31 protein-coding genes are annotated in these 25,462 nt (G+C 64.5%); 20 read left to right on the top strand and 11 right to left on the bottom strand.

The window, feature by feature from the left end; all coding sequences use genetic code 11:
- Positions 1 to 77: 77 nt before the first annotated feature.
- Genes AC0L27_RS35905 through tldD form a run of 3 tightly spaced genes read right to left on the bottom strand, consistent with a single transcriptional unit; the run spans position 78 to position 2,635 of the window.
- A complete protein-coding gene (locus AC0L27_RS35905; protein WP_354207597.1) occupies positions 78 to 425 on the bottom strand; it encodes an MmcQ/YjbR family DNA-binding protein in 348 nt (115 codons plus the stop codon).
- A 9-nt stretch (positions 426 to 434) separates the two neighbouring features.
- Complete coding sequence (gene lepB, locus AC0L27_RS35900; protein ID WP_354063590.1) at positions 435 to 1,211, bottom strand: signal peptidase I; 777 nt, start codon at positions 1,209 to 1,211, stop codon at positions 435 to 437.
- Positions 1,208 to 2,635 (bottom strand): metalloprotease TldD, encoded by a 1,428-nt coding sequence (gene tldD, locus AC0L27_RS35895; protein ID WP_473322478.1) that lies wholly within the window; start codon positions 2,633 to 2,635, stop codon positions 1,208 to 1,210. The genes lepB and tldD overlap by 4 nt, the downstream gene beginning before the upstream one ends.
- 149 nt (positions 2,636 to 2,784) lie before the next feature.
- On the opposite strand from tldD, the gene AC0L27_RS35890 reads away from it, so the two are divergent.
- Together AC0L27_RS35890 and AC0L27_RS35885 are read left to right on the top strand one after the other, a co-directional pair.
- Positions 2,785 to 3,009: a DUF433 domain-containing protein gene (locus tag AC0L27_RS35890; RefSeq protein WP_007599426.1), complete on the top strand. Its 225-nt coding sequence runs from the start codon at positions 2,785 to 2,787 to the stop codon at positions 3,007 to 3,009.
- On the top strand, positions 3,006 to 3,338 hold the full coding sequence (locus AC0L27_RS35885; RefSeq protein WP_354207601.1) for a DUF5615 family PIN-like protein: 333 nt from the start codon (positions 3,006 to 3,008) through the stop codon (positions 3,336 to 3,338). The genes AC0L27_RS35890 and AC0L27_RS35885 overlap by 4 nt, the downstream gene beginning before the upstream one ends.
- A 12-nt stretch (positions 3,339 to 3,350) precedes the next feature.
- Here AC0L27_RS35885 and AC0L27_RS35880 read toward each other — a convergent pair whose 3' ends face one another.
- Entirely contained in the window at positions 3,351 to 3,896 is a 546-nt protein-coding gene (locus AC0L27_RS35880; RefSeq protein ID WP_275174520.1) for an invasion associated locus B family protein, read from the bottom strand.
- Between the two features lie 448 nt (positions 3,897 to 4,344).
- On the opposite strand from AC0L27_RS35880, the gene coxB reads away from it, so the two are divergent.
- From coxB to AC0L27_RS35835, 9 genes are all read left to right on the top strand, one after another.
- Positions 4,345 to 5,184, top strand: coding sequence for a cytochrome c oxidase subunit II (coxB, locus tag AC0L27_RS35875; protein WP_275174519.1), 840 nt, complete (start codon positions 4,345 to 4,347; stop codon positions 5,182 to 5,184).
- Between the two features lie 87 nt (positions 5,185 to 5,271).
- Entirely contained in the window at positions 5,272 to 6,897 is a 1,626-nt protein-coding gene (ctaD, locus tag AC0L27_RS35870) for a cytochrome c oxidase subunit I (RefSeq protein ID WP_354063595.1), read from the top strand.
- A gap of 60 nt (positions 6,898 to 6,957) precedes the next feature.
- A complete protein-coding gene (locus AC0L27_RS35865) occupies positions 6,958 to 7,902 on the top strand; it encodes a heme o synthase (RefSeq protein WP_275174517.1) in 945 nt (314 codons plus the stop codon).
- Positions 7,899 to 8,075: a CoxF protein gene (locus tag AC0L27_RS35860; protein WP_275174516.1), complete on the top strand. Its 177-nt coding sequence runs from the start codon at positions 7,899 to 7,901 to the stop codon at positions 8,073 to 8,075. The genes AC0L27_RS35865 and AC0L27_RS35860 overlap by 4 nt, the downstream gene beginning before the upstream one ends.
- Positions 8,076 to 8,080: 5 nt before the next feature.
- On the top strand, positions 8,081 to 8,731 hold the full coding sequence (locus AC0L27_RS35855) for a cytochrome c oxidase assembly protein (protein WP_354207605.1): 651 nt from the start codon (positions 8,081 to 8,083) through the stop codon (positions 8,729 to 8,731).
- A gap of 79 nt (positions 8,732 to 8,810) precedes the next feature.
- Positions 8,811 to 9,707, top strand: a complete 897-nt coding sequence (locus AC0L27_RS35850) for a cytochrome c oxidase subunit 3 (RefSeq protein WP_275174514.1) — start codon at positions 8,811 to 8,813, stop codon at positions 9,705 to 9,707.
- Between the two features lie 99 nt (positions 9,708 to 9,806).
- Positions 9,807 to 10,208 (top strand): DUF983 domain-containing protein, encoded by a 402-nt coding sequence (locus AC0L27_RS35845; protein ID WP_354207608.1) that lies wholly within the window; start codon positions 9,807 to 9,809, stop codon positions 10,206 to 10,208.
- Entirely contained in the window at positions 10,205 to 10,957 is a 753-nt protein-coding gene (locus AC0L27_RS35840; protein WP_354207610.1) for an SURF1 family protein, read from the top strand. The genes AC0L27_RS35845 and AC0L27_RS35840 overlap by 4 nt, the downstream gene beginning before the upstream one ends.
- Positions 10,958 to 11,071: 114 nt before the next feature.
- A complete protein-coding gene (locus AC0L27_RS35835) occupies positions 11,072 to 11,437 on the top strand; it encodes a nuclear transport factor 2 family protein (RefSeq protein WP_354207612.1) in 366 nt (121 codons plus the stop codon).
- Here the strand turns inward: AC0L27_RS35835 and AC0L27_RS35830 are convergent.
- Positions 11,434 to 12,774: a histidine kinase gene (locus AC0L27_RS35830; RefSeq protein ID WP_354207614.1), complete on the bottom strand. Its 1,341-nt coding sequence runs from the start codon at positions 12,772 to 12,774 to the stop codon at positions 11,434 to 11,436. The two genes, AC0L27_RS35835 and AC0L27_RS35830, sit on opposite strands and share 4 nt — an antisense overlap.
- 85 nt (positions 12,775 to 12,859) lie before the next feature.
- Between AC0L27_RS35830 and AC0L27_RS35825 the strand changes: the two genes are divergently transcribed.
- From AC0L27_RS35825 to AC0L27_RS35805, 5 genes are all read left to right on the top strand, one after another.
- Positions 12,860 to 13,504 (top strand): response regulator transcription factor, encoded by a 645-nt coding sequence (locus tag AC0L27_RS35825; RefSeq protein ID WP_008541266.1) that lies wholly within the window; start codon positions 12,860 to 12,862, stop codon positions 13,502 to 13,504.
- A gap of 570 nt (positions 13,505 to 14,074) precedes the next feature.
- Positions 14,075 to 15,493, top strand: coding sequence for a threonine synthase (gene thrC, locus AC0L27_RS35820; RefSeq protein WP_354207616.1), 1,419 nt, complete (start codon positions 14,075 to 14,077; stop codon positions 15,491 to 15,493).
- Positions 15,490 to 16,779, top strand: coding sequence for a M16 family metallopeptidase (locus AC0L27_RS35815; RefSeq protein ID WP_007599446.1), 1,290 nt, complete (start codon positions 15,490 to 15,492; stop codon positions 16,777 to 16,779). The genes thrC and AC0L27_RS35815 overlap by 4 nt, the downstream gene beginning before the upstream one ends.
- Positions 16,780 to 16,818: 39 nt before the next feature.
- A complete protein-coding gene (locus AC0L27_RS35810) occupies positions 16,819 to 17,406 on the top strand; it encodes a GNAT family N-acetyltransferase (protein ID WP_007599447.1) in 588 nt (195 codons plus the stop codon).
- A 122-nt stretch (positions 17,407 to 17,528) separates the two neighbouring features.
- Positions 17,529 to 18,185, top strand: a complete 657-nt coding sequence (locus AC0L27_RS35805) for a hypothetical protein (RefSeq protein WP_354207930.1) — start codon at positions 17,529 to 17,531, stop codon at positions 18,183 to 18,185.
- Between the two features lie 182 nt (positions 18,186 to 18,367).
- Here AC0L27_RS35805 and AC0L27_RS35800 read toward each other — a convergent pair whose 3' ends face one another.
- The 5 genes from AC0L27_RS35800 to AC0L27_RS35780 all read right to left on the bottom strand — a co-directional run bounded on the left by AC0L27_RS35800 (position 18,368) and on the right by AC0L27_RS35780 (position 21,005).
- Positions 18,368 to 18,853, bottom strand: a complete 486-nt coding sequence (locus AC0L27_RS35800) for a F0F1 ATP synthase subunit B family protein (RefSeq protein ID WP_027570043.1) — start codon at positions 18,851 to 18,853, stop codon at positions 18,368 to 18,370.
- Between the two features lie 5 nt (positions 18,854 to 18,858).
- Entirely contained in the window at positions 18,859 to 19,422 is a 564-nt protein-coding gene (locus tag AC0L27_RS35795) for a F0F1 ATP synthase subunit B family protein (protein ID WP_275174508.1), read from the bottom strand.
- Positions 19,423 to 19,482: 60 nt separating this feature from the next.
- On the bottom strand, positions 19,483 to 19,713 hold the full coding sequence (locus tag AC0L27_RS35790; protein WP_007599451.1) for a F0F1 ATP synthase subunit C: 231 nt from the start codon (positions 19,711 to 19,713) through the stop codon (positions 19,483 to 19,485).
- Positions 19,714 to 19,766: 53 nt separating this feature from the next.
- Positions 19,767 to 20,516 (bottom strand): F0F1 ATP synthase subunit A, encoded by a 750-nt coding sequence (locus tag AC0L27_RS35785; RefSeq protein ID WP_354207619.1) that lies wholly within the window; start codon positions 20,514 to 20,516, stop codon positions 19,767 to 19,769.
- 114 nt (positions 20,517 to 20,630) lie between these two features.
- Positions 20,631 to 21,005 (bottom strand): AtpZ/AtpI family protein, encoded by a 375-nt coding sequence (locus tag AC0L27_RS35780; RefSeq protein ID WP_211395574.1) that lies wholly within the window; start codon positions 21,003 to 21,005, stop codon positions 20,631 to 20,633.
- 75 nt (positions 21,006 to 21,080) lie between these two features.
- On the opposite strand from AC0L27_RS35780, the gene AC0L27_RS35775 reads away from it, so the two are divergent.
- The 3 genes from AC0L27_RS35775 (at position 21,081) to AC0L27_RS35765 (ending at position 22,553) form a co-directional block, all read left to right on the top strand.
- Entirely contained in the window at positions 21,081 to 21,323 is a 243-nt protein-coding gene (locus AC0L27_RS35775) for a hypothetical protein (RefSeq protein WP_275174506.1), read from the top strand.
- Positions 21,324 to 21,396: 73 nt separating this feature from the next.
- Positions 21,397 to 21,945 (top strand): hypothetical protein, encoded by a 549-nt coding sequence (locus AC0L27_RS35770; protein ID WP_354255963.1) that lies wholly within the window; start codon positions 21,397 to 21,399, stop codon positions 21,943 to 21,945.
- A 134-nt stretch (positions 21,946 to 22,079) separates the two neighbouring features.
- Complete coding sequence (locus tag AC0L27_RS35765; RefSeq protein WP_354207624.1) at positions 22,080 to 22,553, top strand: secondary thiamine-phosphate synthase enzyme YjbQ; 474 nt, start codon at positions 22,080 to 22,082, stop codon at positions 22,551 to 22,553.
- An 81-nt stretch (positions 22,554 to 22,634) separates the two neighbouring features.
- Here AC0L27_RS35765 and AC0L27_RS35760 read toward each other — a convergent pair whose 3' ends face one another.
- Positions 22,635 to 24,260: an MFS transporter gene (locus AC0L27_RS35760; protein ID WP_275174503.1), complete on the bottom strand. Its 1,626-nt coding sequence runs from the start codon at positions 24,258 to 24,260 to the stop codon at positions 22,635 to 22,637.
- 344 nt (positions 24,261 to 24,604) lie between these two features.
- On the opposite strand from AC0L27_RS35760, the gene AC0L27_RS35755 reads away from it, so the two are divergent.
- Positions 24,605 to 25,276 carry a response regulator gene (locus tag AC0L27_RS35755; protein ID WP_275174502.1) on the top strand — a complete coding sequence of 224 codons (672 nt, stop codon included), beginning with the start codon at positions 24,605 to 24,607 and terminating at the stop codon, positions 25,274 to 25,276.
- Positions 25,277 to 25,462: the final 186 nt, after the last annotated feature.

Here is a 25,462-nt window from a genome sequence, read left to right as displayed (position 1 = left end):
TGTTGAAGGCGTAACCAACCAGAGTTTGCCCGCCTCAGAAGCGAGAGAGCTCGATTAACTTCGCTAATCCGCCCGACTCACTCGCCCTCGCGCGCGTCGTGTCGAGCGCGCGCCGCCTTCGAAGCCAGCGTGCGCCAACGCCGCCGCAGCAGCGGCTCCACGATCGCGCGCTTTGCCTTGGACAGGCGGATCAGCACTATCGGATAATCGGCGTAGTGATCGCTGAAATAGAAGGTTTTCGGCTGGCTCTCGACCAGCATCGCGCGCTCGTCGATCGGGATGTCCGGCATCACCAGGCTGTCGCCATCTTCCTTCAGACGCGCCAGCATCTTCTTCCGCACCTTCAGTGCAGGCGTGCCGTAGGAGGTGCCGTCCTCGACCTCCGGCCACGTCAGTGCGAATTTTCTGACGTCGTCGAAGGTCATGAGATCGGTTCAATGCACGGCGGTGAAAAACCGCGCCATGCGAAATCCGGACAGCCAGGTCCACACCGGCTGGCCGCGGATGCCGAGATCCCAGGATCCGAGCACGGCATCCGCGCGGCCGACCAGATTGTCGATCGGCAACATGCCGACGCCGCCGGAGCGCAACGGCACGCGGCTGTCGGCGGAGTTGTCGCGGTTGTCGCCGAGCACGAAGAGATGGCCTGCAGGCACCGTTACTTCCTGCGTGTTGTCGAGCGGACCGTTGTCGCGCATCTTGAAGATCAGATGCGAGACGCCGTTCGGTAGCGTCTCGACATAGCGATAGGCGGGTTCGCTGCCGCCATTGTCGTCCTCGGCGGCGCCAACGCCGTCCGGCTTCAGCTCGGCGGGGCGGTCGTTGACGAAGAGCTGGCCCTGGCGCAGCTGGATGCGGTCGCCGGGCAGACCCACGACGCGTTTGACCCAGGCCTGCGAGCGGTCGCCGGGCCAGCGGAAGACCACGACGTCGCCCTGCTTCGGCGTCTCCGCGAAGACGCGGCCGCTCTCGGGCAGGTTGATCTGGATCGGCAGCGACGAGGTACCGTAGCCGTAGGGGAATTTCGAGGCGATCAATGCGTCGCCGATCAACAGCGTCGGCTCCATCGAGCCGGACGGCACGTAGAACGGCTCGGCCAGCGCGCCCTTGGCGATGAACACCGCCGCGACGATGCCGGCGAGCTGCATCAGCTGGCCAGCCCAGCCGCTGCTCTTCCGCTTGGTGGTGACAGTTATCTTCTCGACGCTCATCCGCCTGTTCCACCCACCGTAATGCGTTCCATCAACAGCGACGGCTGGCCGACGCCGACCGGCACGCCCTGGCCGTTCTTGCCGCAGGTACCGATGCCGGTATCGAGCGCGAGGTCGTTGCCGATCATGCGGATGCGATGCAGGTCGGTCGGCCCGTTGCCGATCAGCATGGCGCCCTTCAGAGGCGCACCGATCTTGCCGTTCTCGATCTTGTAGGCCTCGGTGCACTGAAACACGTATTTGCCCGAGGTGATGTCGACCTGGCCGCCGCCGAAGTTCGCGGCGAAGACGCCGTTCTTCACCGAGGCGAGGATCTCGGCCGGATCTCGGTCGCCCGCGAGCATGTAGGTGTTGGTCATGCGCGGCATCGGCACATGGGCGTAGCCCTGGCGGCGGCCGTTGCCGGTCGGCTTCATGTTCATCAGGCGCGCATTCTGACGGTCCTGCATGTAGCCGACCAGGACGCCGTCCTCGATCAGCACGGTGCGGTTGGTCGGCGTGCCCTCGTCGTCGATCGACAGCGAACCGCGGCGCGAGGCAATGGTGCCGTCGTCGACTACGGTCACGCCCTTTGCCGCGACCTGCTGGCCCATCAGACCGGCAAATGCCGACGTCTTCTTGCGGTTGAAGTCACCTTCGAGCCCATGGCCGACCGCCTCATGCAGCATTACGCCAGGCCAGCCGGCCCCGAGCACCACGTCCATCTCGCCGGCGGGGGCGGGAATCGATTCCAGATTGACGAGGGCCTCGCGCAGCGCGCCGTCGGCGGCGTCGCGCCAATTCTTGCTTTCGATGAATTCGGCGTAGCCGGCGCGGCCGCCATAGCCCTTGCTGCCGCTCTCCTGGCGGTCGCCCTGACCGGCGACGACGGAGACGTTGACGCGCACGAGCGGGCGGATGTCGCGATAGCTTTCGCCGTCGGGCCGCAGGATCTCGACCACCTGCCAGGTCGCGCCCAGACTGACGCTGACCTGCCGCACCCGCGGATCCTTGTCGCGCAGATGGGCGTCGATCTCGGCGAGCAGTTTGACCTTGGTCTCGAAGCCGGGGGCATCGAGCGGATTGTCGTCGGCGTAGAGCCGTACATTGGTATGCGGCGGAGGCGCCGCGAAGCTGCCGGAATAACCGCCGCGCACGGCCGCGACCGCGTCCGCGGCGCGAATCAGCGCCGGCAGCGACACGTCGGAGGAATGCGCGTAGCCGACCGCGTCGTCCTTGACGGCGCGCAGGCCAAAGCCCTGTGAGGTGTCGTAGGTCGCCTGCTTCAGCCGCCCATTGTCGAACATCAGCGCTTCGGTCTGGCTGTATTCCAGGAACAATTCGCCGTCGTCGGCACCGGCAAGCCCGCGCGCGAGTTCGTTGCGAACCCGGTCGCGATCGAGATTGGCGCGGTCGAGCAGGGAGGTTGTGGCAGGGTTGGTCATGCGTCCGTCCATTATCGGGGGATGTGAGGCAAGATAATGGTTTCCCGGCGGTTCCGCGAGGGGCTTGGCCGTCACATTACGGAAACGATAGGGAAGGGCTGGGAGCAAGGAGCCCTGACGCGGAAGCCGATCGATGCTATGCTAGCTCCATGAATTACCGAGACATCATCTCGATTGAACCTGGCAAGCGTGGCGGGCGGCCCTGCATCCGCCACATGCGGATCGCTGTGGCAGATGTGCTCGGCTGGCTGGCCGCTGGCCAGACCCACGCCCAAATCCTCGACGACTTCCCCGAACTGACCGAGGACGATATCCGCGCTTGCCTGGCCTATGCCGCCGACCGCGAGAGGCGATTGGTAACCGCACCGATATGAGGCTGCTGTTCGATCAGAACCTCAGTTTCATGCTTTGCCCGATGATCGCCGACCTGTTTCCAGACTCCAGTCACGTCAGGTCTCACGGACTATCCGAAGCTGCGGACCGTGCGCTTTGGGAATTTGCGAAGGCAAATGGCTTCGCGATTGTGACTCAGGACGTCGATTTTGCCGAGCTGGCGGCCCTGTTGGGCTCTCCACCCAAAGTGATTTGGCTTCGGGCTGGCAATCAAACGACCGCGACGATTGCGGCTCTGCTTCGCCGGCACGCGCGGACGATTGAATCTTTCGAGAGCGATGACAGCACTGCGTGCCTTGAGATTTATTAAACCGGGAATAGCCTACGGCAGCTTGTCATATCCCTCGCCGAGCCCGTTCAGGCTGAGCGGGAAGCCGATGCCTTCTTCCGGGGTCTCGAAGATGATGAAGGTCGCGGTCTTGGCGGTGCGGAGCTGGCCGAGCAGCTTGTCATCCATGACGACCTCGGCGACGCAGCCATTGGGCAGGCAGCGGACAAAGCCGGCACGGCCGACATCCTGGTTGTCGAGCTTGAGGCCGAGCCCGGAGGGCAGGAGAACGCCGAGGGGGGCGACGACCCGCATCAGGCGGCTCTTCTGGTCGGCAGTCTTGAGAACGATCACGGTCAGGCCGGCGTTGGAGCGGTCTTCGGCCACCACGCTCTGGATCAGGGCACATTGCTCGGACTGGGCGCCCGGCGGGGTGTCGCAGCGGATCTGCCAGTCGCCATGGACGGAGCGCACCGCGCCCTGCGCATGGGCGAGGCCCGGAAGCGCTAGGACGACGAGGGCCGCCAGCAGGGCAGCCAGCATCGTGAGGCCGCCAGCCTGGCTTCTAGCCCGCCTTGCCATGGATCTCGAAAACCCCATCGGGTCGGTCCCTCTGCTCGCCTGGGTCGCTCGCACCCGGCGGACTGATACGGGAATGACGGCGTCTTGAAGGCGATTCGCAAGCAAATTCCACGCCGCCACGGTCGCCGTCGCCCGCACGAATCAGGTTCCGGTGCGGCTGTCCGCCAGTGCCTACCGCGGGCAATTCCGCTGTCAAGGCGCAGCATCCCGGGAAAACGGTATTTTTGTTTGATGTTACTAGGAAATATCTTGCGGGTGATGGCTGACAGGCGAGGCTCAAGACTGCATTGCGATAGATCAAGAATTATGGTTTGAGAGGCTTGATTTCGGCGTTCTAGCGATCTGGCCCCAATTCCTCTTAGAGGTATTCTTGCGCGGCGGTTTGTCAGACGGGGGGATCGAATAAAGCGTTCCCGAAAATAGGGGAATGCACTTGGGGTGATTTCGTTAGGGGAGCGCGAACGGCATGAAGATGTCGATGGGCCCGGTGGGCCGGCACTTGCTGGGATTGGCCGTGGCGGGTCTGACGCTGGCGACGGGCGGTGCGGCATTTGCCGAGCTCGGGCAACCGGCTGCGTGGGAGTGGACGCTTCAGCAGTCCGCTTCCCCGGTGATGGACAACATCGTCTGGTTCCACAATTTCCTGTTCGTGCTGATCACGCTGATCACGCTGTTCGTTCTGGCGCTGCTCGTGATCGTGGTCGTCAAGTTCAACGCGAGGGCCAACCCGGTGCCGTCGCGGACCACGCACAACACGCTGATCGAGGTGGCGTGGACGCTGGTTCCGGTGCTGATTCTGGTCGGAATCTCGGTGCCGTCGTTCCGCCTCCTGTTCCTCGAGCTCGACGTGCCGAAGGCGGATCTGACCATCAAGGCCACCGGCAAGCAGTGGTACTGGTCCTACGCCTACCCGGATAACGGCAAGTTCGAGTTCGACTCGCTGATGGCCCAGGACAAGCAGCCCCGCCTGCTCGGCGTCGACAACGAGATGGTGGTGCCCGTCAACAAGGTGGTCCGGGTTCAGGTGACCGGCGCCGACGTGATTCATGCCTTTGCGCTGCCGGCCTTTGGCGTCAAGATCGACGCCATTCCGGGCCGCCTGAACGAGACCTGGTTCAAGGCCACCACGACCGGGATGTTCTACGGCCAGTGCTCGGAATTGTGCGGCAAGGACCACGCCTTCATGCCGATCGCCATCCGCGTGGTGAACGATCAGGAGTTCGCCTCCTGGGTCGAGACGGCGAAGAAGAAATACGCGAGCGGCGGCACCAGCACCTACGCCTCCACGGCCGGCCCGACGCAGTGAGCGCCGGGCGAAGGGTTCGAGGAAACTGAAAGCGACATAAGGCGGGACCTCCAGAGGTCCGATCGGGACGCAAGGCAGGATTAGAAAATGGCAACGAGCGCAGCGACACACGGCGATCACGCGCAAGACCACGGACATGACGAGCATGCCCATCCGACCGGATGGCGGCGCTACGTCTATTCGACCAACCACAAGGACATCGGCACGATGTACCTGATCTTCGCGGTCATCGCCGGCGTCATCGGCGCCGCGATGTCGATCGCGATCCGTGCCGAGCTGATGTATCCGGGCGTGCAGATCTTCCACGAGACGCACACCTACAATGTGTTCGTGACCTCCCACGGCCTGATCATGATCTTCTTCATGGTCATGCCCGCGATGATCGGCGGCTTCGGCAACTGGTTCGTGCCGCTGATGATCGGCGCGCCCGACATGGCGTTCCCGCGCATGAATAACATCTCGTTCTGGCTGCTGCCGGCCTCCTTCGCGCTGCTGCTGATGTCGACCTTCGTCGAGGGCGAGCCGGGCGCCAACGGTGTCGGTGCCGGCTGGACCATGTACGTGCCGCTGTCGAGCTCGGGCCACCCGGGCCCGGCCGTCGACTTCGCGATCCTGTCGCTGCATCTGGCGGGCGCCTCGTCGATCCTCGGCGCCATCAACTTCATCACCACCATCTTCAACATGCGCGCGCCGGGCATGACCCTGCACAAGATGCCGCTGTTCGTGTGGTCGATCCTGGTGACGGTGTTCCTGCTGCTGTTGTCGCTGCCGGTGCTCGCCGGTGCGATCACGATGCTGCTCACCGACCGCAATTTCGGCACGACGTTCTTCAATCCGGAAGGCGGCGGCGATCCCGTGCTGTTCCAGCATCTGTTCTGGTTCTTCGGTCACCCTGAAGTGTACATCCTGATCCTGCCCGCCTTCGGCATGGTCAGCCAGATCGTCTCGACCTTCTCGCGCAAGCCCGTGTTCGGCTATCTCGGCATGGCCTACGCCATGGTCGCGATCGGCGGCATCGGCTTCGTGGTCTGGGCGCACCATATGTACACGGTCGGCATGTCGTCGGCGACCCAGGCCTATTTCGTCGCCGCCACGATGGTCATCGCGGTCCCGACCGGCGTGAAGATATTCTCATGGATCGCCACGATGTGGGGCGGCTCGATCGAGTTCCGCGCGCCGATGATCTGGGCGGTGGGATTCATCTTCCTGTTCACCGTCGGCGGCGTCACCGGTGTGGTGCTGGCGAATGCCGGCGTCGACCGCGTGCTCCAGGAGACCTACTACGTCGTCGCGCACTTCCACTACGTGCTGTCGCTCGGTGCGGTGTTCGGAATCTTCGCCGGCTGGTACTACTGGTTCCCCAAGATGTCGGGCTACATGTACAATGAAGGGCTTGCCAAGGCGCACTTCTGGGTCACCTTCATCGGCGTGAACCTGGTGTTCTTCCCGCAGCACTTCCTCGGCTTGTCGGGCATGCCGCGCCGCTATGTCGATTATCCCGACGCGTTCGCGGGCTGGAATTTGGTCTCGTCGGTCGGCTCCTACATCTCCGGCTTCGGCGTGCTGATCTTCCTCTACTGCGTGATCGACGCCTTCGCGAAGAAGGTGCCGGCCGGCGACAATCCGTGGGGTGCAGGTGCGACCACGCTGGAATGGACGTTGCCCTCGCCCCCGCCGTTCCACCAGTTCGAAGTGCTGCCCCGCGTGCAGTAAGCCAATGCTCGCGGCGCCCGTGACGGGCGCCGCGGCTCGACAACGAAGCGAGTCAGTCTAGTGTCCGTCCTCGACCACAACGCCATCGACATTAATCCCCGTATCTCCGAAGCGGAGGTTGGCGATTACATCGCGCTCCTGAAGCCGCGGGTGATGTCGCTGGTGATCTTCACCGCGCTGGTCGGAATGGCGTTGGCGCCCGGGCATTTCCACCCGGTGCTGGCCATCACCTCGCTGCTCTGCATCGCCGTCGGCGCCGGCGCGTCCGGCGCGCTCAACATGGCGCTGGAAGGCGACATCGACGCCAAGATGTCGCGCACGGCGAACCGGCCGATTCCGCGCGGGCGCATCACCCGCCCCGAGGCGATGACCTTCGGCATGACGCTCGCCTTCTTCTCGGTGATGACGCTCGGCATCCTCGTCAACTGGATCGCGGGCGCGCTGCTCGCCTTCACCATCTTCTTCTACGTCGTGATCTACACGATCGGCCTGAAGCGCTGGACCGCGCAGAATATCGTGATCGGCGGTGCCGCCGGCGCGCTGCCGCCGGTGGTGGCCTGGGCCGCGGTCACAGGCACGGTCGACGTTGAGCCGCTGCTGCTGTTCGCCATCATCTTCTTCTGGACGCCGCCGCACTTCTGGGCGCTGGCGCTGTTCCGCTCCGACGATTACGCCCGCGCCGGCATTCCGATGCTGCCCAACGTCGCCGGTCCCGACGCGACGCGGCTTCAGATCCTGCTCTACACCATCGTGCTGATCGCGGTCGCAGCTGCGCCCTGGGCGCTCGGCTATTTCGACGCCATCTACGGCATCGTCTCGCTGATCCTCGGCGCTGGCATGCTGGCGTTCGCCGTCAACGTCTATGTCCGCCGCGAGCGCAGCCAATCGCTGCGGGCGACCCGCAAGCTGTTTGCGTTCTCCATCCTTTATCTGTTCGCGCTGTTTGCGACCTTGCTGGCCGAGGTGGTGTTCCGGGCGCTTGCGCCGATGGTAGGGGGCGCATGATCACAGGGATGGCCGACAAACCCGAGATAGATGGAATCGTCCTCACCGAGGCGCAGAAGAAGAGCCGTCGTCAGCGCTCGGTCGCGATCGCACTCGCGCTCGGCGTGCTCGTGGTGCTGTTCTTCGCCGTGACCATGGTCAAGGGGCCGGCCGTGCTCGTCCGGCCGATGTAGGAAACATGGATCAGAAGCCGACCATATCGCAGGATCAGAGCCGGACGGCCACCAAGGCGCATAGGCCTTCCAAGGGGCTTGGCCGCGACGTGGTGGTCGCCTCGATCTGCGGCGGCGTGGTCGCGCTGATGGTCGGCGCCTCCTACGCGGCGGTGCCGTTCTACAACTGGTTCTGCCGCGCCACCGGCTTCAACGGCACGACCCAGGTCGCGACCTCGGCGCCGGCCAGCGGCCCGATCGCACGGAAGATCGCGGTGCGCTTCGATTCCAACGTCGCGCCCGGCCTGCCCTGGAAGTTCGAGCCCGAGCAGAGCGAGATCGAGGTCAATATCGGCCAGGTCGTGACCGTCTTTTATACGGTGACCAACCAGGCCGCGCGGACCACCGCCGGCCAGGCCGCCTACAATGTCGCGCCGCTGACGGTCGGATCCTATTTCCAGAAGATCAACTGCTTCTGCTTCACCGAGCAGACCATGGCGCCCGGCGAGAAGCGCGAGATGCCGGTCGTGTTCTACGTCGATCCGTCGATCGCCGACGACCACGAGAACGACGGGCTGAACACCATCACGCTGTCCTACACGTTCTATCCGGTGAAGGATCCGGTGGTGAAGCCGCTGGCATCTGGTGAGAACGACAAACGCAAGGGAAATCTCTGACCGCCGGGCTCACGTCCGGGGGGGTGGAAACAAGGGGATAAGTGCCGGACAGGCACGGGATTGAGGAGCGAGACCGCATATGGCAACGGCGCACACCAAACATCACGACTACCACCTGGTCGATCCCTCGCCATGGCCCGTCGTCGGCTCCATCTCGGCCTTCATCATGGCGGTCGGCGCGATCACCTGGATGCACCACATGTTCTCGGCCGCGCCGATCATCTTCGGTGTCGGCACCGTCGGTGTGCTCTACACCATGGCGAGCTGGTGGGCCGACGTGATCAGGGAAGCCCAGTACAAGGGCGACCACACCCGCGTCGTGCAGCTGCATCACCGCTACGGCATGATCCTGTTCATCGCCTCCGAGGTGATGTTCTTCGTCGCCTGGTTCTGGGCCTATTTCAACGCAGCGCTATTCCCCGCCGACGCCGTCCACGCCACCCGCGATGCGGTGTTCGGCTGTGGTCTCGGGACCGCGGCCGGCGCCTGCGCCGTGCCGGGCACCTGGCCGCCGCACGGCATCGAGACCTTCGATCCCTGGCATCTGCCGCTCCTGAACACGCTGATCCTGCTCACCTCCGGCACCACGGTGACCTGGGCCCACCATGCGCTGCTCGAGAACGATCGCCAGGGCCTGAAGTATGGCCTGATCCTGACCGTCGTGCTCGGCGCGCTCTTCACCTGCGTGCAGGCCTATGAGTACAGCCACGCGGCATTCTCCTTCGGCGGCAACGTCTACGGCGCGACCTTCTTCATGGCGACCGGCTTCCACGGCTTCCATGTGCTGGTCGGCACCATCTTCCTGCTGGTATGCCTGTTCCGCGCCTATGCCGGCCACTTCACGCCGACCCAGCATCTCGGCTTCGAGTTCGCCGCCTGGTACTGGCACTTCGTCGACGTGGTCTGGCTGTTCCTGTTCCTCTGCATCTATGTCTGGGGACACGGCGCCGAGACCATGGCCCACGGCGCGCACTGAGCGGGCTGACTTCGGATCGAGAAAGGGCGGCCCCGGGGCCGCCCTTTTGCTTTTTTGCGCGCAGGGGTTTCGGCAGAAACTGTGATAGACCCTGTCATCATGAACAAAGCCGACGACACGTCCGAGTCGCAAGCCACCGTCCTGCAGAGCGCGCTGCGCGGGCTTGCCTGCAAATGCCCGCGCTGCGGCCAGGGCAAGCTCTATGCGGGCTTCCTGACGCTTGCGCCGTCCTGCGACCGTTGCGGCCTCGACTACGCCTTCATCGATTCCGGTGACGGCCCGGCGATCTTCATCATCATGCTGGCCGGCGCGATCGTGGTCGGCTGCGCGCTCGTCGTCGAGGTCAAGTACCAGCCGCCGTACTGGCTGCACGCGGTGTTGTGGCTGCCGTTGATTCTCGCAACCACCCTGCTGCCGTTGCGCGCCATGAAGTCGCTGCTGATCGCGCTGCAATTCCACCACAAGGCGGCGCCGGGCCGGCTGGTCGACCGCGCGAAATGAACGAGACCGCGCGCAAGCCCCGCGTGGCCGGCTTCGCGCTGTTCACGCTATTCCTGACCGCGGTCTGTGTCGTGCTCGGTGTCTGGCAATTGCAGCGCCGCCTCGCCAAGCACGAGCTGATCGCCGCACTCACCGAGCGTCTCGCGGAGGCACCGGTCGCTCTGCCGCCGCCGGCACGATGGGCCGCGCTAAGCCCCGCGCGCGATGAATTCCGCCGTGTCAGCTTTACCGCGACCTATGCGCCATTGCCCGACGCGATGGTCTATTCCCCCGGATCCGCCGTGCGCAAGGACGCGTCAGGGCCCGGCACCTGGGCGTTCCTGCCGGCACGGCTGCCGAGCGGCGAGACGGTGGTGATCGATGCGGGCTTCGTCGAAAACACCATGCAGGATCGCAGCGTCGAGGATCGCGCGGTCAAGAAGCTCGTCACGGGGCAGGAGGTCTCGTTCACCGGCTATCTGCGCTTCCCCGAAGCCCCTGGCTGGCTGACCCCGGCGGAGAACCGCGACAAGCGGCTGTGGTTCGTGCGCGATCACGTGGCGATCGCGAGCGCGCTGGGCTGGGGCGCGGTTGCGCCGTTCTATGTCGACCTCGAGCAGCCGGCGCCCGAGAACGGCATTCCGCGGCCGGGGCCGCTCGACGTGCATCTCAAGGACGATCACCTGCAATACGCCATCACCTGGTTCACGCTTGCAGGCGCCGTGCTCATCGCCTTCGCCGTGTGGGCAAGAGGGCGGCGGCGGGGCTGAGCTACTTAGATCCCTCCAGGGAACCCGGTATCGCCCGGGGTTTACCATTCAGCGCACATTCACGAGTGTGGTCCTAAGCCGCCATCGTTTTTCCGCGGCAGACAGGATTGCAGCGTGAGCGATTTCGACCAGATGGGAATTGTCGTCGACTGGGTCGATGCCTGCAGGAAGGGCGACCTTGCGACGCTCCTCGATCTCTATGCGGACGACGCCCAGGTCGAATGCACGTGCAACGGCGCGCAGCGCTATCACGGCCGGAGTGAGCTCGAAGAATATTGGCAGCCGCGGCTCAGCGCTTTCTCGTCGGCAGGTTTCGGGCTGGAGGAAATCCATCCTGCGCCCCACGGCGTCGATCTCGAATATTCCGTCGGCGGCGCGCTGCGCATCCGCGCCTCGTTTTGCTTCAGCCTGGACGGCAAGATCCGCACCACGCTGTGCGAGCCGGCGCGACAGAACGCGCAGCTTGGCTGTGCGTGCTAATCGTCGATGAGCGCCTCGCGTGCCGGTGCGGCGGGAAGGCGGCAGCGCACAGAGGTTCTATCGTCCACGCGCAGCAGTGACAGCGATCCGCTGAGTGCGCGCACGCGCTCATGCATGCCGGTCAGGCCGCGGCCGAACACATTGCCTTCGGGAAAGCCGCCGCCGTCGTCGGAAACCTCGATGACGACCGTCTCGCTGGCGAAGGTCGCCTGCACATGGGCATTGCTGGCGCTGGCGTGGCGCAACACGTTGGTCAGCGCCTCCTGAATCACGCGATAGACGGTCTGAGCCAGCGGCCCGTTGATCCCGTTGAGATCCGGATCAACGGTGTCCGTCAGGTTGATGGACGGCGCCTGCTTGCGAAAATTCCGGAGCAGCGTCTGCACACTGGTCTCCAGGCCCAATTCCTCGATGTAGAGCGGTCGCAACCGGTCGAGGATGCGGCGGTTGGTCTGCTGGAGCGCCTCGACCGATTGCAACACATCCTGCGCCGAACTGCCGGGATTTCCCGCCGGGGGCGAGGCGTCGGCCAATGCGATCGTGCCGGCGCGGATGCTGAACAGCAGCGGACCGAGTTCGTCGTGCAGTTCGCGCGCGAGATCGCGCCGCTCGTCGTCCTGGAGCGACACTAGGCGGTGCAGCAGGTCGCGATTGTCCTGGCTCAACTGCGCCAGCGTTTCGGCCAGCGCGTTGGCCTCCTCGCAGCTTTGCCGGATTTCCGGCGGTCCTCCGACCGGGATCGGCGTTGCGTAGTCGCCGCGCCGCATCCGCGTGAGCCCTTCGCCGAGATCTTGCAGCGGGCGCAGGGCCGATCCCGCGAAAACATAGGCAATGGTACCGGTGAGCACCATCAGCGCGGCAACGAGGATGGTCAGCGCGAGAAAGCCGATCCACTTCTCGAACAGATCGGCCGACAGGTCCGGCAGGAAGACGAGATCGCCGACACGCTGGCCGTCGATCGTCACCGGCGCTGTCGCGTCCATGACCGGAACGGTGAGCAGGTCGACAAACCATTGCGGTACGCCATGCGGCTTGCGCAGGCTGCCCCTCGCTGAGGACGCGGGACCCGTCTCCACGGCACGGAATTGGATATCGGAGGAAGTGTCCAGAGAATGGACAAAGGCGTCGAGCGTCTGCCGCGGATTGTTCGAGGTGCGCAGGGTGTTGTTGAGCGCGGCGGCAACGGTCTGGATCAAACGCCGCCCCGGCTCGTTCTCGTCCGCCAATTGGTCGGTCGCGAAGGTTTGGAGCAGCACGCCGCCCATGATCAGCGCGGCGAGGAAGCTGATGCCGAGCGGCAGAAACAGTTGGGTCCTGAACGAGAAGCGTTGCCACATTAGGTCAATTCTAACGCGCATCGGTCCGATTTGCTCTTTCCATTTGTTCCCGTCGGTTTATGAGTCGAAAAACTAGAGAACTGCGATGCAAGATACTGCCAAGCCGGCGACCCGCGTCCTGATTGTCGACGACCACCCCGTGGTGCTGTCGGGTTGCCGCACCCTGTTCGCCTCCGACCATTCGATTCGGATCGACGAGGCGACCGACGCCAAATCCGGGCATCGCGCCTATGTCAGCAAGCGGCCCGACGTCACAGTGATCGACATCAGCCTGCCCGACGTCTCTGGCTTTGAACTAATGCGACGCATTCGCAAGGACGATCCCGACGCCAAGATCATCATGTTCAGCATGAACGACGATCCGGCCTTCGTAGTGCGGGCGGTCGAGCTCGGGGCGCAAGGCTACGTCTCCAAGGGCGACGATCCCCGCATCCTGCTCAAGGCGGTGCGCAAGGTCGTTGCGGGCGACAATTTCATCTCACCGCAGCTCGCCGAAGCCGTGACGTTTTCCGGCGCGGCGATCAAGGCCAATCCCGCCTCGCAGATGACGCCGCGGGAGCTCGAGATTCTCCGCCTGCTGGGGCGAGGCGACAAGATCGTCGAGGTCGCCGAGGCGCTCGGTATCTCCTACAAGACCGTCGCCAACACCACTTCCCTGCTCAAGCAGAAGCTCGGTGCCAAGAACCATTCCGACCTGATCCGGATCGCGGTGGAAATCGGGATGAACTGACGCCCCGGGGCGCCGAACCGGCTGCTCCAGGATGCTGCCGGTCCGGCGGGCGGACCGGTCTCGGCGCAGCCGGGCAATGCATGGAAAGTGCCGACACCATCCGCCGACACAATGGGCCGAGCCGTCGTTCGTTCCCGAACTGTCCGGCCGTTCGGGAATTAATGGCAATGCGTGATGCGAGACTGCTCAAGAACGTTTGCTAGCGCCGAAACGTGTCGGGAAAAATAGGAACATTTTCTCGCGCATCCAGTTTTGACCTTGACGATCGCGTGACAGGCGATGAAAGCTTGCGCGAACAGTTTTTGCGGGTCGGTGACCCCAACAGGCAAAACCGGTCTGCACACAACGACAGACCTTCCAAGAGAGGGCTGCGGCATTGCCGCAGCCCTTTTCGTTGGCAGCGCATTTCGTTGGCAGTGCTTTTCGTTCAATGGCCCCAGTTGCGAAGCGGTTTCCCGATGCCGCAAAACACTTTATGGTGGCTCAAAGCTTCTGGCTGTTAACAAGTAATTTCGTAAAATCAAAGGCTTGCGGATCGAGCTCAGGCTCGGCCGGCCTTTGGAGGGCAGTTTGACTCGTTATATCTCGACCCGGGGCGAGGCCCCCGAACTCGGCTTCTGCGACGTGATGCTGACCGGGCTCGCCCGCGACGGCGGCCTGTATGTGCCGGCCATCTGGCCGCAACTCTCGACTGACGCCATCGCCGGCTTCTTCGGTCGCCCCTATTGGGAGGTCGCGGTCGAGGTGATCCGCCCCTTCGTCGCCGGCGAGATCTCGGACGCCGAGCTCGGCCGCATGGCGAACGAGGCCTACGCCACCTTCCGCCATCCGGCGGTGGTGCCGCTGCGCCAGATGGCGCCGCATCAGTTCGTGCTGGAGCTGTTCCACGGTCCGACGCTCGCCTTCAAGGACGTGGCGATGCAGCTGATCTCGCGGCTGATGGACCACGTTCTCGCCAAGCGCGGCCAGCGCACCACCATCGTGGTCGCGACCTCGGGCGACACCGGCGGTGCTGCGGTCGACGCGTTCGCAGGGCTCGAAAATGTCGATCTCATCGTGCTGTTCCCGCATGGCCGCATCTCCGAGGTGCAGCGGCGGATGATGACGACGACGGGCGCGGCCAACGTCCATGCGCTCGCCGTCGAGGGCAATTTCGACGATTGCCAGGCCATCGTGAAGGCGATGTTCAACAACCACCGCTTCCGCGATGCGACGTCGCTGTCCGGCGTCAATTCCATCAATTGGGCGCGCATCGTCGCCCAAGTGGTCTACTATTTCACCTCCGCCGTTGCCGCCGGCGCACCCGCGCGCGCGGTGGACTTCGTCGTGCCGACCGGCAATTTCGGCGACATCTTTGCCGGCTATGTCGCCAAGCGCATGGGTCTTCCGGTGCGGACCCTGGGCATCGCCGCCAACGTCAACGACATCCTGGCGCGCACGCTGAAGACCGGGATCTACGAGGTGCGCGAGGTCCACGCAACGGCGTCGCCGTCGATGGACATCCAGATCTCCTCGAATTTCGAGCGGCTGCTGTTCGAGGCTGGCGGGCGCGATGCCGCCGGCGTGCGCCGTCTGATGGATTCGCTGAAGCAGTCGGGGCGCTTCGTGCTGCCCGATGCGACGCTGGCCGCGATCCGCGAGGGATTCGACGCAGGCCGGGCCGACGAGACCGAGACTGCGGCTGCGATCCGCGCCGCCTGGCGCGAGGCGGGCGAGCTGGTCGACCCCCACACCGCGGTCGCGCTTGCGGTCGCCGACCGCGACACCACGGACAGGACGGTTCCCAGCATCGTGCTGTCCACTGCCCATCCGGCCAAATTCCCTGATGCGGTCGAAGCGGCCTGCGGCCAGCGGCCGCAACTGCCGGCCTGGCTCGATGGTCTGATGACCAAATCCGAACACATGAAGGTGATGAAGAACGACCAGGCCGAGGTCGAGCGGTTCGTGCTGTCGGTCAGCCGCGCCGCGAAACAGGGAGTTGCCGGATGAGCGTCGAGATTTCCAAGCTTGCGTCCGGCCTGACTGTCGTCACCGACAAGATGCCCCATCTCGAGACCGCGGCGCTCGGCGTCTGGGCCGGCGTCGGCGGGCGCGACGAGAAGCCCAACGAGCACGGGATCTCGCATCTCCTGGAACATATGGCGTTCAAGGGCACGACGAAGCGCTCCTCGCGCGAGATCGTCGAGGAGATCGAGGCGGTCGGCGGCGACCTCAATGCCGGCACCTCGACCGAGACCACGTCCTATTATGCGCGGGTGCTGAAGGCCGACGTGCCGCTCGCGCTCGACGTGCTCGCCGACATCCTGGCCAACCCGGCCTTCGAGCCCGACGAGCTCGAGCGTGAGAAGAACGTCATCGTGCAGGAGATCGGCGCGGCGCAGGACACGCCTGACGACGTCGTGTTCGAGCATCTCAACGAGCTCTGCTATCCCGACCAGCCGATGGGCCGCTCGCTGCTGGGAACTGCGAAGACCTTGCGTGCCTTCAGCCGCGACTCGCTGCGCGACTATCTGTCGACGCATTACCGCGGGCCCGACATGGTGGTGGCGGCAGCCGGGGCGGTCGATCACAAGCAGGTGGTCGCCGAGGTCGAGCAGCGCTTTGCCAGTTTTGAGGGGACAGCGGGTCCCAAGCCGCAACCCGCGCAGTTCGGCAAGGGCGGCACCAAGGTGGTGCATCGCGAGCTCGAGCAGGCGCATCTGACCCTGGCGCTGGAGGGCGTGCCGCAGACCGATCTGTCGCTGTTCTCGCTCCAGGTCTTCACCAACATCCTCGGCGGCGGGATGTCGTCGCGGCTGTTCCAGGAGGTGCGCGAGAAGCGCGGCCTCTGTTACTCGATCTACTCGTTCCACGCCCCCTATACCGACACCGGCTTCTTCGGCCTCTACACCGGCACCGATCCGGCCGATGCGCCCGAGATGATGGAGGTCGTGGTCGACATCATGAACGATTCGGTCGAGACCCTGACCGAGGTCGAGATCGCGCGGGCCAAGGCGCAGATGAAGGCGGGGCTGCTGATGGCGCTGGAGAGCTGCTCGTCCCGCGCCGAGCAGCTCGCCCGCCACGTGCTGGCCTATGGCCGGCCCCAGACGGCCGAGGAGCTGGTGGCCCGGATCGACGCCGTCAGCGTCGAATCGACCCGTGATGCGGCGCGTGCGCTGCTTTCGCGCAGCCGCCCTGCGGTTGTCGCATTGGGCAGTGGCAGGGGTCTGGACACGGCGGTGTCTTTTGCGGAAGGATTGACCCGGGCACGCGCCAAGGCGCGGCTGCATTAGGAGCCGCGCACGGGTTGAACCGCCCCGGGAAGCATCACCATGGCCCTCTTTCGCCTGCCATCCAGTGGACCCGCCGCTCTCGCGCCGCGCGGCAATGGCCTGTTGCTACGCGCGCCGCAGATGTCGGACTTCCTGCAGTGGGCCCATCTGCGCGAGTCCAGCCGCGATTACCTGACGCCCTGGGAGCCGATCTGGCCGTCGGACGATCTCACCCGCTCCGGCTTCCGCCGTCGCCTGCGCCGCTATTCCGAGGACATCGCCGCGGATCGGTCCTATCCCTTTCTGATCTTCCGGGAGCTCGACGGCGCCATGGTCGGCGGCATCACGCTCGCCAATGTCCGTCGCGGCATCGTCCAGGCGGGCACCATCGGCTATTGGGTCGGGAAGCCTCACGCCCAGCGCGGCTACATGACGGCCGCGCTGCGGGTGCTGCTGCCGACGCTGTTCGGCGAGCTCAATCTGCACCGGGTCGAGGCCGCCTGCATCCCGACCAATGCGCCGTCGATCCGGGTGCTGGAGAAGTGCGGTTTCTCCCGCGAGGGCCTGGCGCGCCGCTATCTCTGCATCAACGGGGTCTGGCAGGACCATTTGCTCTTCGGCCTGCTGCACGAGGATTTCCGCGGCTGAGCCCGTTCATTCATGTGACCAAAGTCTCCTGTGTGCCTGCCTTGGGTTCGCCGGTTTTGACGATATAACGGCGCAACCCGGCCGGTGATCGGCCGTGATGTCGTCATGGAGTATGGGTGTTGATGGTGCAGGAGCTTCGGTCATCGCGGAATGCGTTGCGGCGGGGGGCAGCGGCCGCGCTGGCGTTGTCAGTTGCGCTCGTCTCCGTCTCGCCGGTCGCGGCGCAGTCGCTGACCGATCGATTCAAGGGCCTGTTCGGCGGCAAGTCGGACGAGCCGGCCCAACCCAAGCCGGCGCCTGCACCAGGCCAGCCGGCGGCTGACGACGATCTTGATTGCCCGCAGGTCACGGTGCGTGCCGGAGCCTCCACCTATGCGGTCGGTGCCACCGGCAAGCCGGCCGTCGGCAATGAGATCCGCTTCCAGGCCACCATCACCAAGATGGCGCGCGAATGCGCCCGCAATGGCGGCGATATCACGGCCCGGATCGGCATCCAGGGCCGCGTCATTGCCGGCCCCGCCGGCGCGCCTGCGACCGTCGAGGTGCCCCTGCGCGTCGCCGTGGTGCAGGGCGGCGTCGGCGAGAAGGTGATCGCTTCCAAGGCCTACCGGACCACGGTCGGAATGTCGGAGGGCGGCAGCGTGCCGTTCACCTTCGTGGCCGAGGATCTGGTCTATCCGATGCCGTCGGCCAAGGACGCCGATAGCTACATCTTCTATGTCGGCTTCGATCCGCAGGCGCTGTCACCCGAGCCGAAGTCGCGGGCGAAGAAGAAGTAGGCGAATGATTTGCAAGTGACCGTCATGCCCGGGCTTGTCCCGGGCATCCACGTCCTTCGCTCCGCCTGAATAGAACGTGGATGGCCGGGACAAGCCCGGCCATGACGACGAGAAAGCAAACTTTCAAACAAAAAAGCCGGCGCTGATCGCGCCGGCTTTTTGATGGGTGAAGGCGAGACCCCTCAGTTCAGCTTCTGCCGAACCTCGGTGATGCCCTTGGCGAGCAGATCGTCGGCGACCTGGCCCCTGACTGACTGCGACAGGATCGTGGAGGCGGCCTGGACGGCGGCTTCGGCGGCTGCGGCGCGAACATCGGCGACCGCTTGGGCCTCGGCGAGCGCGATCTTGCCCTCCGCGGTCTTGGTGCGGCGAGCGACGAAATCTTCCACCTTGGCCTTGGCCTCGATTGCGATGCGTTCGGCTTCGCTCTTCGCGTTGGCGATGATGTCGGCGGCCTCGCGTTCGGCCGAGGCGGTGCGCGCCTTGTAGTCGGCGAGCACCTTGGCGGCTTCCTGCTTGAGGCGCGTCGCATCGTCGAGCTCGGCCTTGATGCGATCGGCGCGATGGTCGAGCGCAGTCATGGCCTTCTTGAAGACCCCGAGATAGCCGAACACGACCATCAGGATCACGAAGGCGATGGCGACCCAGGTTTCAGGATCGAAGAACATATCGATTAACCCTTCAAGGACGCATCAACGGCGGCATTGACCAATGCCGCGTCCGGAACCACGCCGGTGAGCTGCTGCACGATGGTGCCTGCCGCATCGGCCGCGATGCCGCGGACGTTGCTCATGGCGGTCGCACGGGTCGAGGCGATGGTCTTCTCCGCCTCGGCGAGCTTGGCCGCCAGTTGCTCTTCCAGCGCCTTGCGCTCGGCGTCCGCCTGCGCATTCGCCTTGTCGCGGGATTCGTTGCCGATGGCCTGCGCACGCGAGCGTGCCGAAGCAAGCTCGCTTTCATAGGCCTTCAGCGCCGCTTCGGACTGGTCCTTCAGCTTCTGCGCTTCGGCGAGGTCGCCCTCGATCTTGTTCTGGCGCGCCTCGATCGCCCCGCCGACGCGCGGCAAAGCGAGCTTGGACACGATCACGTAAAGCGCGACGAAGAAGATCGCGAGCGACACCAGCTGCGAAGCATAGGTGCCGCTCTCGAACGGCGGAAAACCGCCACCGTGACCGCCTTCGGACCCGGTGTGGGCGCCCGCCGCCGGACTTTTCGCCCCGCCATGACTTTCAGCCATGGATTACTCCTGTTGCAGCCATGCGCGTCGCTTCGGTCGAAGCGGCGCGAAAAATCGTTCTCAGAGCGGAACGAACAGCAGCAGCAGCGCGATCAGCAGCGAGAAAATGCCGAGCGCTTCGGTCACGGCGAAGCCGAAGATCAGATTGCCGAACTGGCCCTGAGCGGCCGAGGGGTTGCGAACGGCTGCGGCGAGGTAGTTGCCGAAGATCACGCCGACGCCGACGCCCGCGCCGCCCATGCCGATGCATGCGATGCCCGCGCCGATAAGTTTTGCTGCTGCCGGATCCATTTTAGACTCCTTGGAAGAAAGATTGGGTTTTGGGTGGAAATTCCCCGGACCGCTCAGTGTCCCGGATGAATGGCGTCGTTGAGGTAGATGCAGGTCAGGATCGCAAACACATAGGCTTGCAGGAACGCGACCAGAATCTCGAGAGCGTACAGCGCGACCGTGAGCGCCAGCGGCAGCACGCCGCCGACCCAGCCGAGGGCGCCGAGCGAGAAGCCGAGCATGGCGACGAAACCCGCGAACACCTTCAGCGCGATGTGGCCGGCCAGCATGTTGGCGAACAGACGAACGCTGTGGGAGACCGGCCGCAGGAAGAACGACAGAATCTCGATGAACATCACCAGCGGCAGGATGTAGCCGGGGACGCCGTGGGGCACGAAGATCGAGAAGAATTTCATGCCGTTCTTGGCAACGCCGTAGATCAGCACCGTGAAGAAGACCAGCAGCGCGAGCGCCGCGGTGACGATCAGATGGCTCGAGATCGTGAAGGTGTAGGGGATGATGCCGACCAGGTTCGAAACGCAGATGAACATGAACAGCGAGAAGATCAGCGGGAAGAACTTCATGCCTTCCGCGCCGGCCGTCGAGCGGATCGTCGAGGCCACGAACTCGTAGGAAATCTCGGCGACCGACTGCAGGCGTCCGGGAACCAACTGCGTGCCGCTGGCGAGCATCAGGATCGAGATGATCGCGACCGCCACCAGCATGTAGAGCGACGAATTGGTGAAGGCGATCGTGTGGTTGCCGATATGGCCCAGGGTGAAGAGAGGCTCGATGTTGAACTGGTGGATCGGATCGATTTTCATCAGCGCGGCATCTCTTGGTCTGCCGGGCGATGCCGGCGGGTCTCGGTCTGCCGGTCGGGCCCGGCCCGTACCGGCGCGAGCCGGCACGATCATTCCTCTCCTGGAGTGGATCGCTTAAGAACCACCGCGCCTGTTCTGACCCGCGCCTGCCGTTCTCACCACATTCACCACGCCGGCGACGAAGCCCAGCAGCAGGAACACGATAAATCCGAAAGGCGACGTCGACAGCAAGCGGTCGAAACCCCAGCCAATCCCCGCTCCGACAACGACCCCGGCGACCAACTCGGAGGATAACCGGAAACCAAGCGCCATCGCCGAGGCTCTGGCCGCTCTGTCTTCACCGTCACCTGCGGGTTGCTCGGTCTTGATGTGGCGGCCGCGAAATTCGGACAACCGCTGATCAAGATTTCCGAGCCGTTCGGAAAGCGCAGCTTCCTCGGGCGATCTATCGCGATCTCCATTCTCGCCGTGTCCCGTGCCCTGTGTCATGCAACGAAGACCCGAAACGCCGCGGCTGAATGGAAATTGCGCCCGCCACCCTCAAAAGCCGCGCGGACCATACTGATGGCCCATAATCAAGTCAAGCCAAGTCACGATTGCGTCCATTCCCGTTATGTATCTGATTTATTTGAAAATATCGACGCGAGCGGCAGCGCTGCACACAGCGTGACGCCGCACCGCAGCAGGTCTCCGCTTGATCGGCGGATGCAGTCGCCATTTCACCCGGCTGCCGGGATCAAAGGGGGTGCCGCGATCGTTCATGTCAAAGGCGCGTTTTGGGCGGCGGATCGCCTCGCCGGGGTGTAGAATTTGCGAGAAATGCCACCTTTATGAGCGCCATGTTTGGAAGTCCTACCGGCGCGTCGTGGCGGAGAACGCGATGAGACCAGCGAATTCGTCTACAGCATCATCCACAGCATCATGGCTTGCCGCGGCGGCGTTCGCCGCGGCGCTGGCGGTCAGCGCCGGCGGCCTCGCCGCGCAATCCGCGCCTGACAGCGAAAACGGCCGCTACAGCATGACCCCCATCCCCGAGGGCGTGCTGCGGCTCGACAGCCGCACCGGCACGGTGTCGACCTGCACCCGGAGCGGCGCCGGCTGGGCCTGCTACGCGGTGCCCGATGAACGTACCGCGCTCGACGCCGAGATCGGCAGGCTCCAGGCCGAAGTCGAGACGCTGAAGGGACGACTTGCGGCGGGGCCGACCGTGTCAGGCAAGATCGACGAGGCGCTGCCGAAAACCGATCCGCTCAAGAAGGCGGAGCCGCAAGCACGAGAACCAAAGGCCGCCGAGGGTGATCGCAGGATCGAGATCCCGCTGCCGAGCGACCAGGACGTCGATCGCGTGATGTCGTTCCTGGAAAAGGCCTGGCGTCGGCTGATCGACATGGCGAACCGCGTGCAGAAGGACGTGTCGGGGAAGATTTAGCGCATGGCGAGATGCGGTAGGGTGGGCAAAGGCGCGACGCGCCGTGCCCACCAATCTTCCAACTATACAGGGCGAATGGTGGGCACGCTTCGCTTTGCCCACCCTACGGCAGCTTTCGATCAGGCGAGACTTTCATGACGTCAGGCAAATCCATCACGCGCTCGGCGCCATCGTCAGTGCAGGCCACCACGATCGCATCGTCGCTGCTGACCGTGCAGACGCCGGGCCGCGGCTTCACCGATCTCTCCGGCGAAGCTGCGAAGTTCGTCGCCGAGGCAGGCGCGCGAGACGGCGCGTTGACGTTGTTCGTTCGTCACACCTCGGCATCGCTGACGATTCAGGAGAACGCCGATCCTTCCGTGCTCGTGGATCTCACCACGGCGCTGTCCCGGCTCGCACCGGAGAACGCCGGCTGGACGCATGATGCCGAGGGACCCGACGACATGCCGGCGCACGTCAAGACCATGCTGACCCAGACTTCGCTTCATGTGCCGGTCCTGAGCGGCAAACTCGCGCTCGGCACCTGGCAGGCGATCTACCTGATCGAGCACCGCAAGCGCCCGCACCGGCGCGAAATCGTGCTGCAATTCGTCGGCGGCAATCAGTAGGGCGTTTTCGAGCGGGGTGGATAAAACAAAACCGGCCGCGGAGACCGCGGCCGGTTGGTGTTGATCCGGATCTGCCGTCGATCAGTTCGACTTGATATCGACGTCCTTGGTCTCCGGCAGGAAGAACAAGCCGATCACGACGGTAATCGATGCGAAGATGACCGGATACCAGAGGCCCGCATAGATATCGCCGGTCGAGGCCACGATGGCGAAGGCGGTCGCCGGCAGCAGGCCGCCGAACCAGCCGTTACCGATGTGGTAGGGCAGCGACATCGAGGTGTAGCGGATGCGGGTCGGGAACAGTTCGACCAGCATCGCGGCGATCGGGCCGTAGACCATGGTGACGAAGAGCACCAGGACGAATAGCAGCCCGACAACCGCAGCGACCTGCGGACGGAAGATGTCGAACGGATGCGCCATCTTCACGATGCCTGCATCGCCGGGCTTCGGATAGCCGGCCGCCTGCGCGGCGGCGAGGAGCGCCGGATTGCCGTCCTTGGCGTTGGCGTAGGGAACTTCCTTGCCGTTGACCACCACCTTCACGCCGGAGCCCGCCGCACCCGGCGTGGTCGAGTACTTGACCGACGACTGCGACAGGTAGGCACGCGCGGTGTCGCAAGGCGACGTGAAGACGCGGGTGCCGACCGGGTTGAACAGGTCGCCGCAACCCGCGGGATCCGCCACCACGTCGACCTTGACCGACTCGATCGCCTTTTCCAGCGCCGGGTTGGCGTTGGTGGTGATCATCTTGAAGATCGGGAAGAAGGTCAGCGCCGCGATCAGACAGCCGCCGAGGATGATCGGCTTGCGGCCGATCTTGTCGGACAGCATGCCGAACACGATGAAGAAGCCGGTCCCGAGCAGGAGCGACCAGGCGATCAGCAGGTTGGCGGTGTAGCCGTCGACCTTGAGGATCGATTGCAGGAAGAACAGCGCGTAGAACTGGCCGGTGTACCAGACCACGCCCTGGCCCATCACGCCGCCAAGCAGCGCCAGCAGCACGAGCTTGCCGTTCTGCCAGTTGCCGAAGGCTTCCGTCAGCGGGGCCTTCGAGCTCTTCCCCTCGTCCTTCATCTTCTGGAAGATCGGGGATTCGTTGAGGCGAAGCCGGATCCAGACCGAGACGCCGAGCAGCAGCACCGAGACCAGGAACGGAATGCGCCAGCCCCAGGCTGCGAAGTCGGGTTCGCCGAGCGCGGAGCGCGTGAACAGGATCACCAGCAGCGACAGGAACAGGCCGAGCGTCGCCGTGGTCTGGATGAAGGAGGTGTAGTAGCCGCGCTTGCCGTTCGGGGCATGCTCCGCGACGTAGGTCGCCGCACCGCCATACTCACCGCCGAGCGCCAGGCCCTGGGCGAGACGCAGCGCGATCAGGATGATCGGGGCCGCGATGCCGATGGTCGCAGCGTTGGGCAGCAGGCCGACAATGAAGGTCGACAGACCCATGATCAGGATGGTGACGAGGAAGGTGTATTTGCGACCGACGATGTCGCCGACACGGCCGAACACGATCGCGCCGAACGGGCGCACCAGGAAGCCCGCGGCGAAGGCCAGCAGCGCGAAGATGTCGCGGGTTGCCGGCGGATAGGCCGAGAAGAACTGCGCGCCGATGATGCCGGCCAGCGAACCGTAGAGATAGAAATCGTACCACTCGAAAACGGTACCGAGCGAGGAGGCGAGAATGACGAACCGTTCGTCCTTCGTCATCCCTCCCGCGCCTGCTTGAGACACAGCCATTGTCGACATGTTGAGTCGCTCCCCGAAAAATCGTTTCCTCGCGCCCTGGATGCCCGGCCATGCCGGATCAACCCAAGCCTTACCCCCAAGGTAACATTGGCGTGAAACCCGCCCCAATACGACTTTCGGCCTTTCGCACTGACGCTCGCCTGACGCCGCGGGCGTTCCATTCGGCAACATAGTGCCGGCCTGTGGATTAACCCCGTTGCAGCAAAGGGATAATGTCCACTTGCATGCCACGGCTGGTCGGGAAAGAATTGACCCAAGGGCCTGCGCCGGCTTACTGGCCCGGTGCGATTGCCAGCAAGAGAACGATGAACGCTCCCTCGACCCATCTCGTCATTGCCGATGACCACCCGCTGTTCCGCGACGCGCTGCGGCAGGCGGTGGCGGGCGTCCTGAGCTCGGCCAGGATCGACGAGGCTGGATCGTTCGAGGATCTGACCAAGCTTTTGGAACAGACCTCCGACGTCGACCTGATCCTGCTCGACCTCTCGATGCCCGGGATCTCCGGCTTTTCAGGCCTGATCTATCTGCGCGCGCAATATCCGGCGATCCCGGTGGTGATCGTCTCCGCCTCCGACGACAGCGCCACGATTCGCCGTTCGCTGGATTTCGGCGCTTCCGGTTTCATTCCGAAGCGCTTCGGCGTCGAGACCCTGCGCGACGCCATCCTCAAGGTGATGGAGGGCGAGGTCTGGGTTCCCGCCGACACTGATCTGTCGGCGGTCGCGGACCCCGACATGACGCGCCTGCGCGACCGGCTGGTGACGCTGACGCCGCAGCAGGTCCGGGTTCTGATGATGCTGTCGGAGGGATTGCTCAACAAGCAGATCGCCTACGAGCTCGGCGTCTCCGAGGCCACCATCAAGGCGCATGTCTCGGCGATCCTGCAGAAGCTCGGCGTCGAAAGCCGGACCCAAGCCGTGATCGCCGCCGCAAAGATCGCCGGCGGCCAGTGGAAGCAGGGCACCCCGACGGGGTGAGTCCCTAGCGGGCGAGCTACGCGACCGCGCCTGTGTCGCCCCTCTGTCAATCCGCGCGCGCAAAAATATTCCACTTTACCGAAATTCGGAAATGGCGTATGTGTCGCCTATCCCGGCTCATCCTTGAGGGGCGATCTTGTGGTCGTCACGTTCGCGAGCCGGGCTTGCGGTGGACGCGGCAGCGTT

It is taken from the genome of Bradyrhizobium sp. Ken51 (assembly GCF_055807435.1).
The sequence above is the reverse complement of the archived record's forward strand: the minus strand, read 5'-3'. Positions and strand labels throughout refer to the sequence as shown.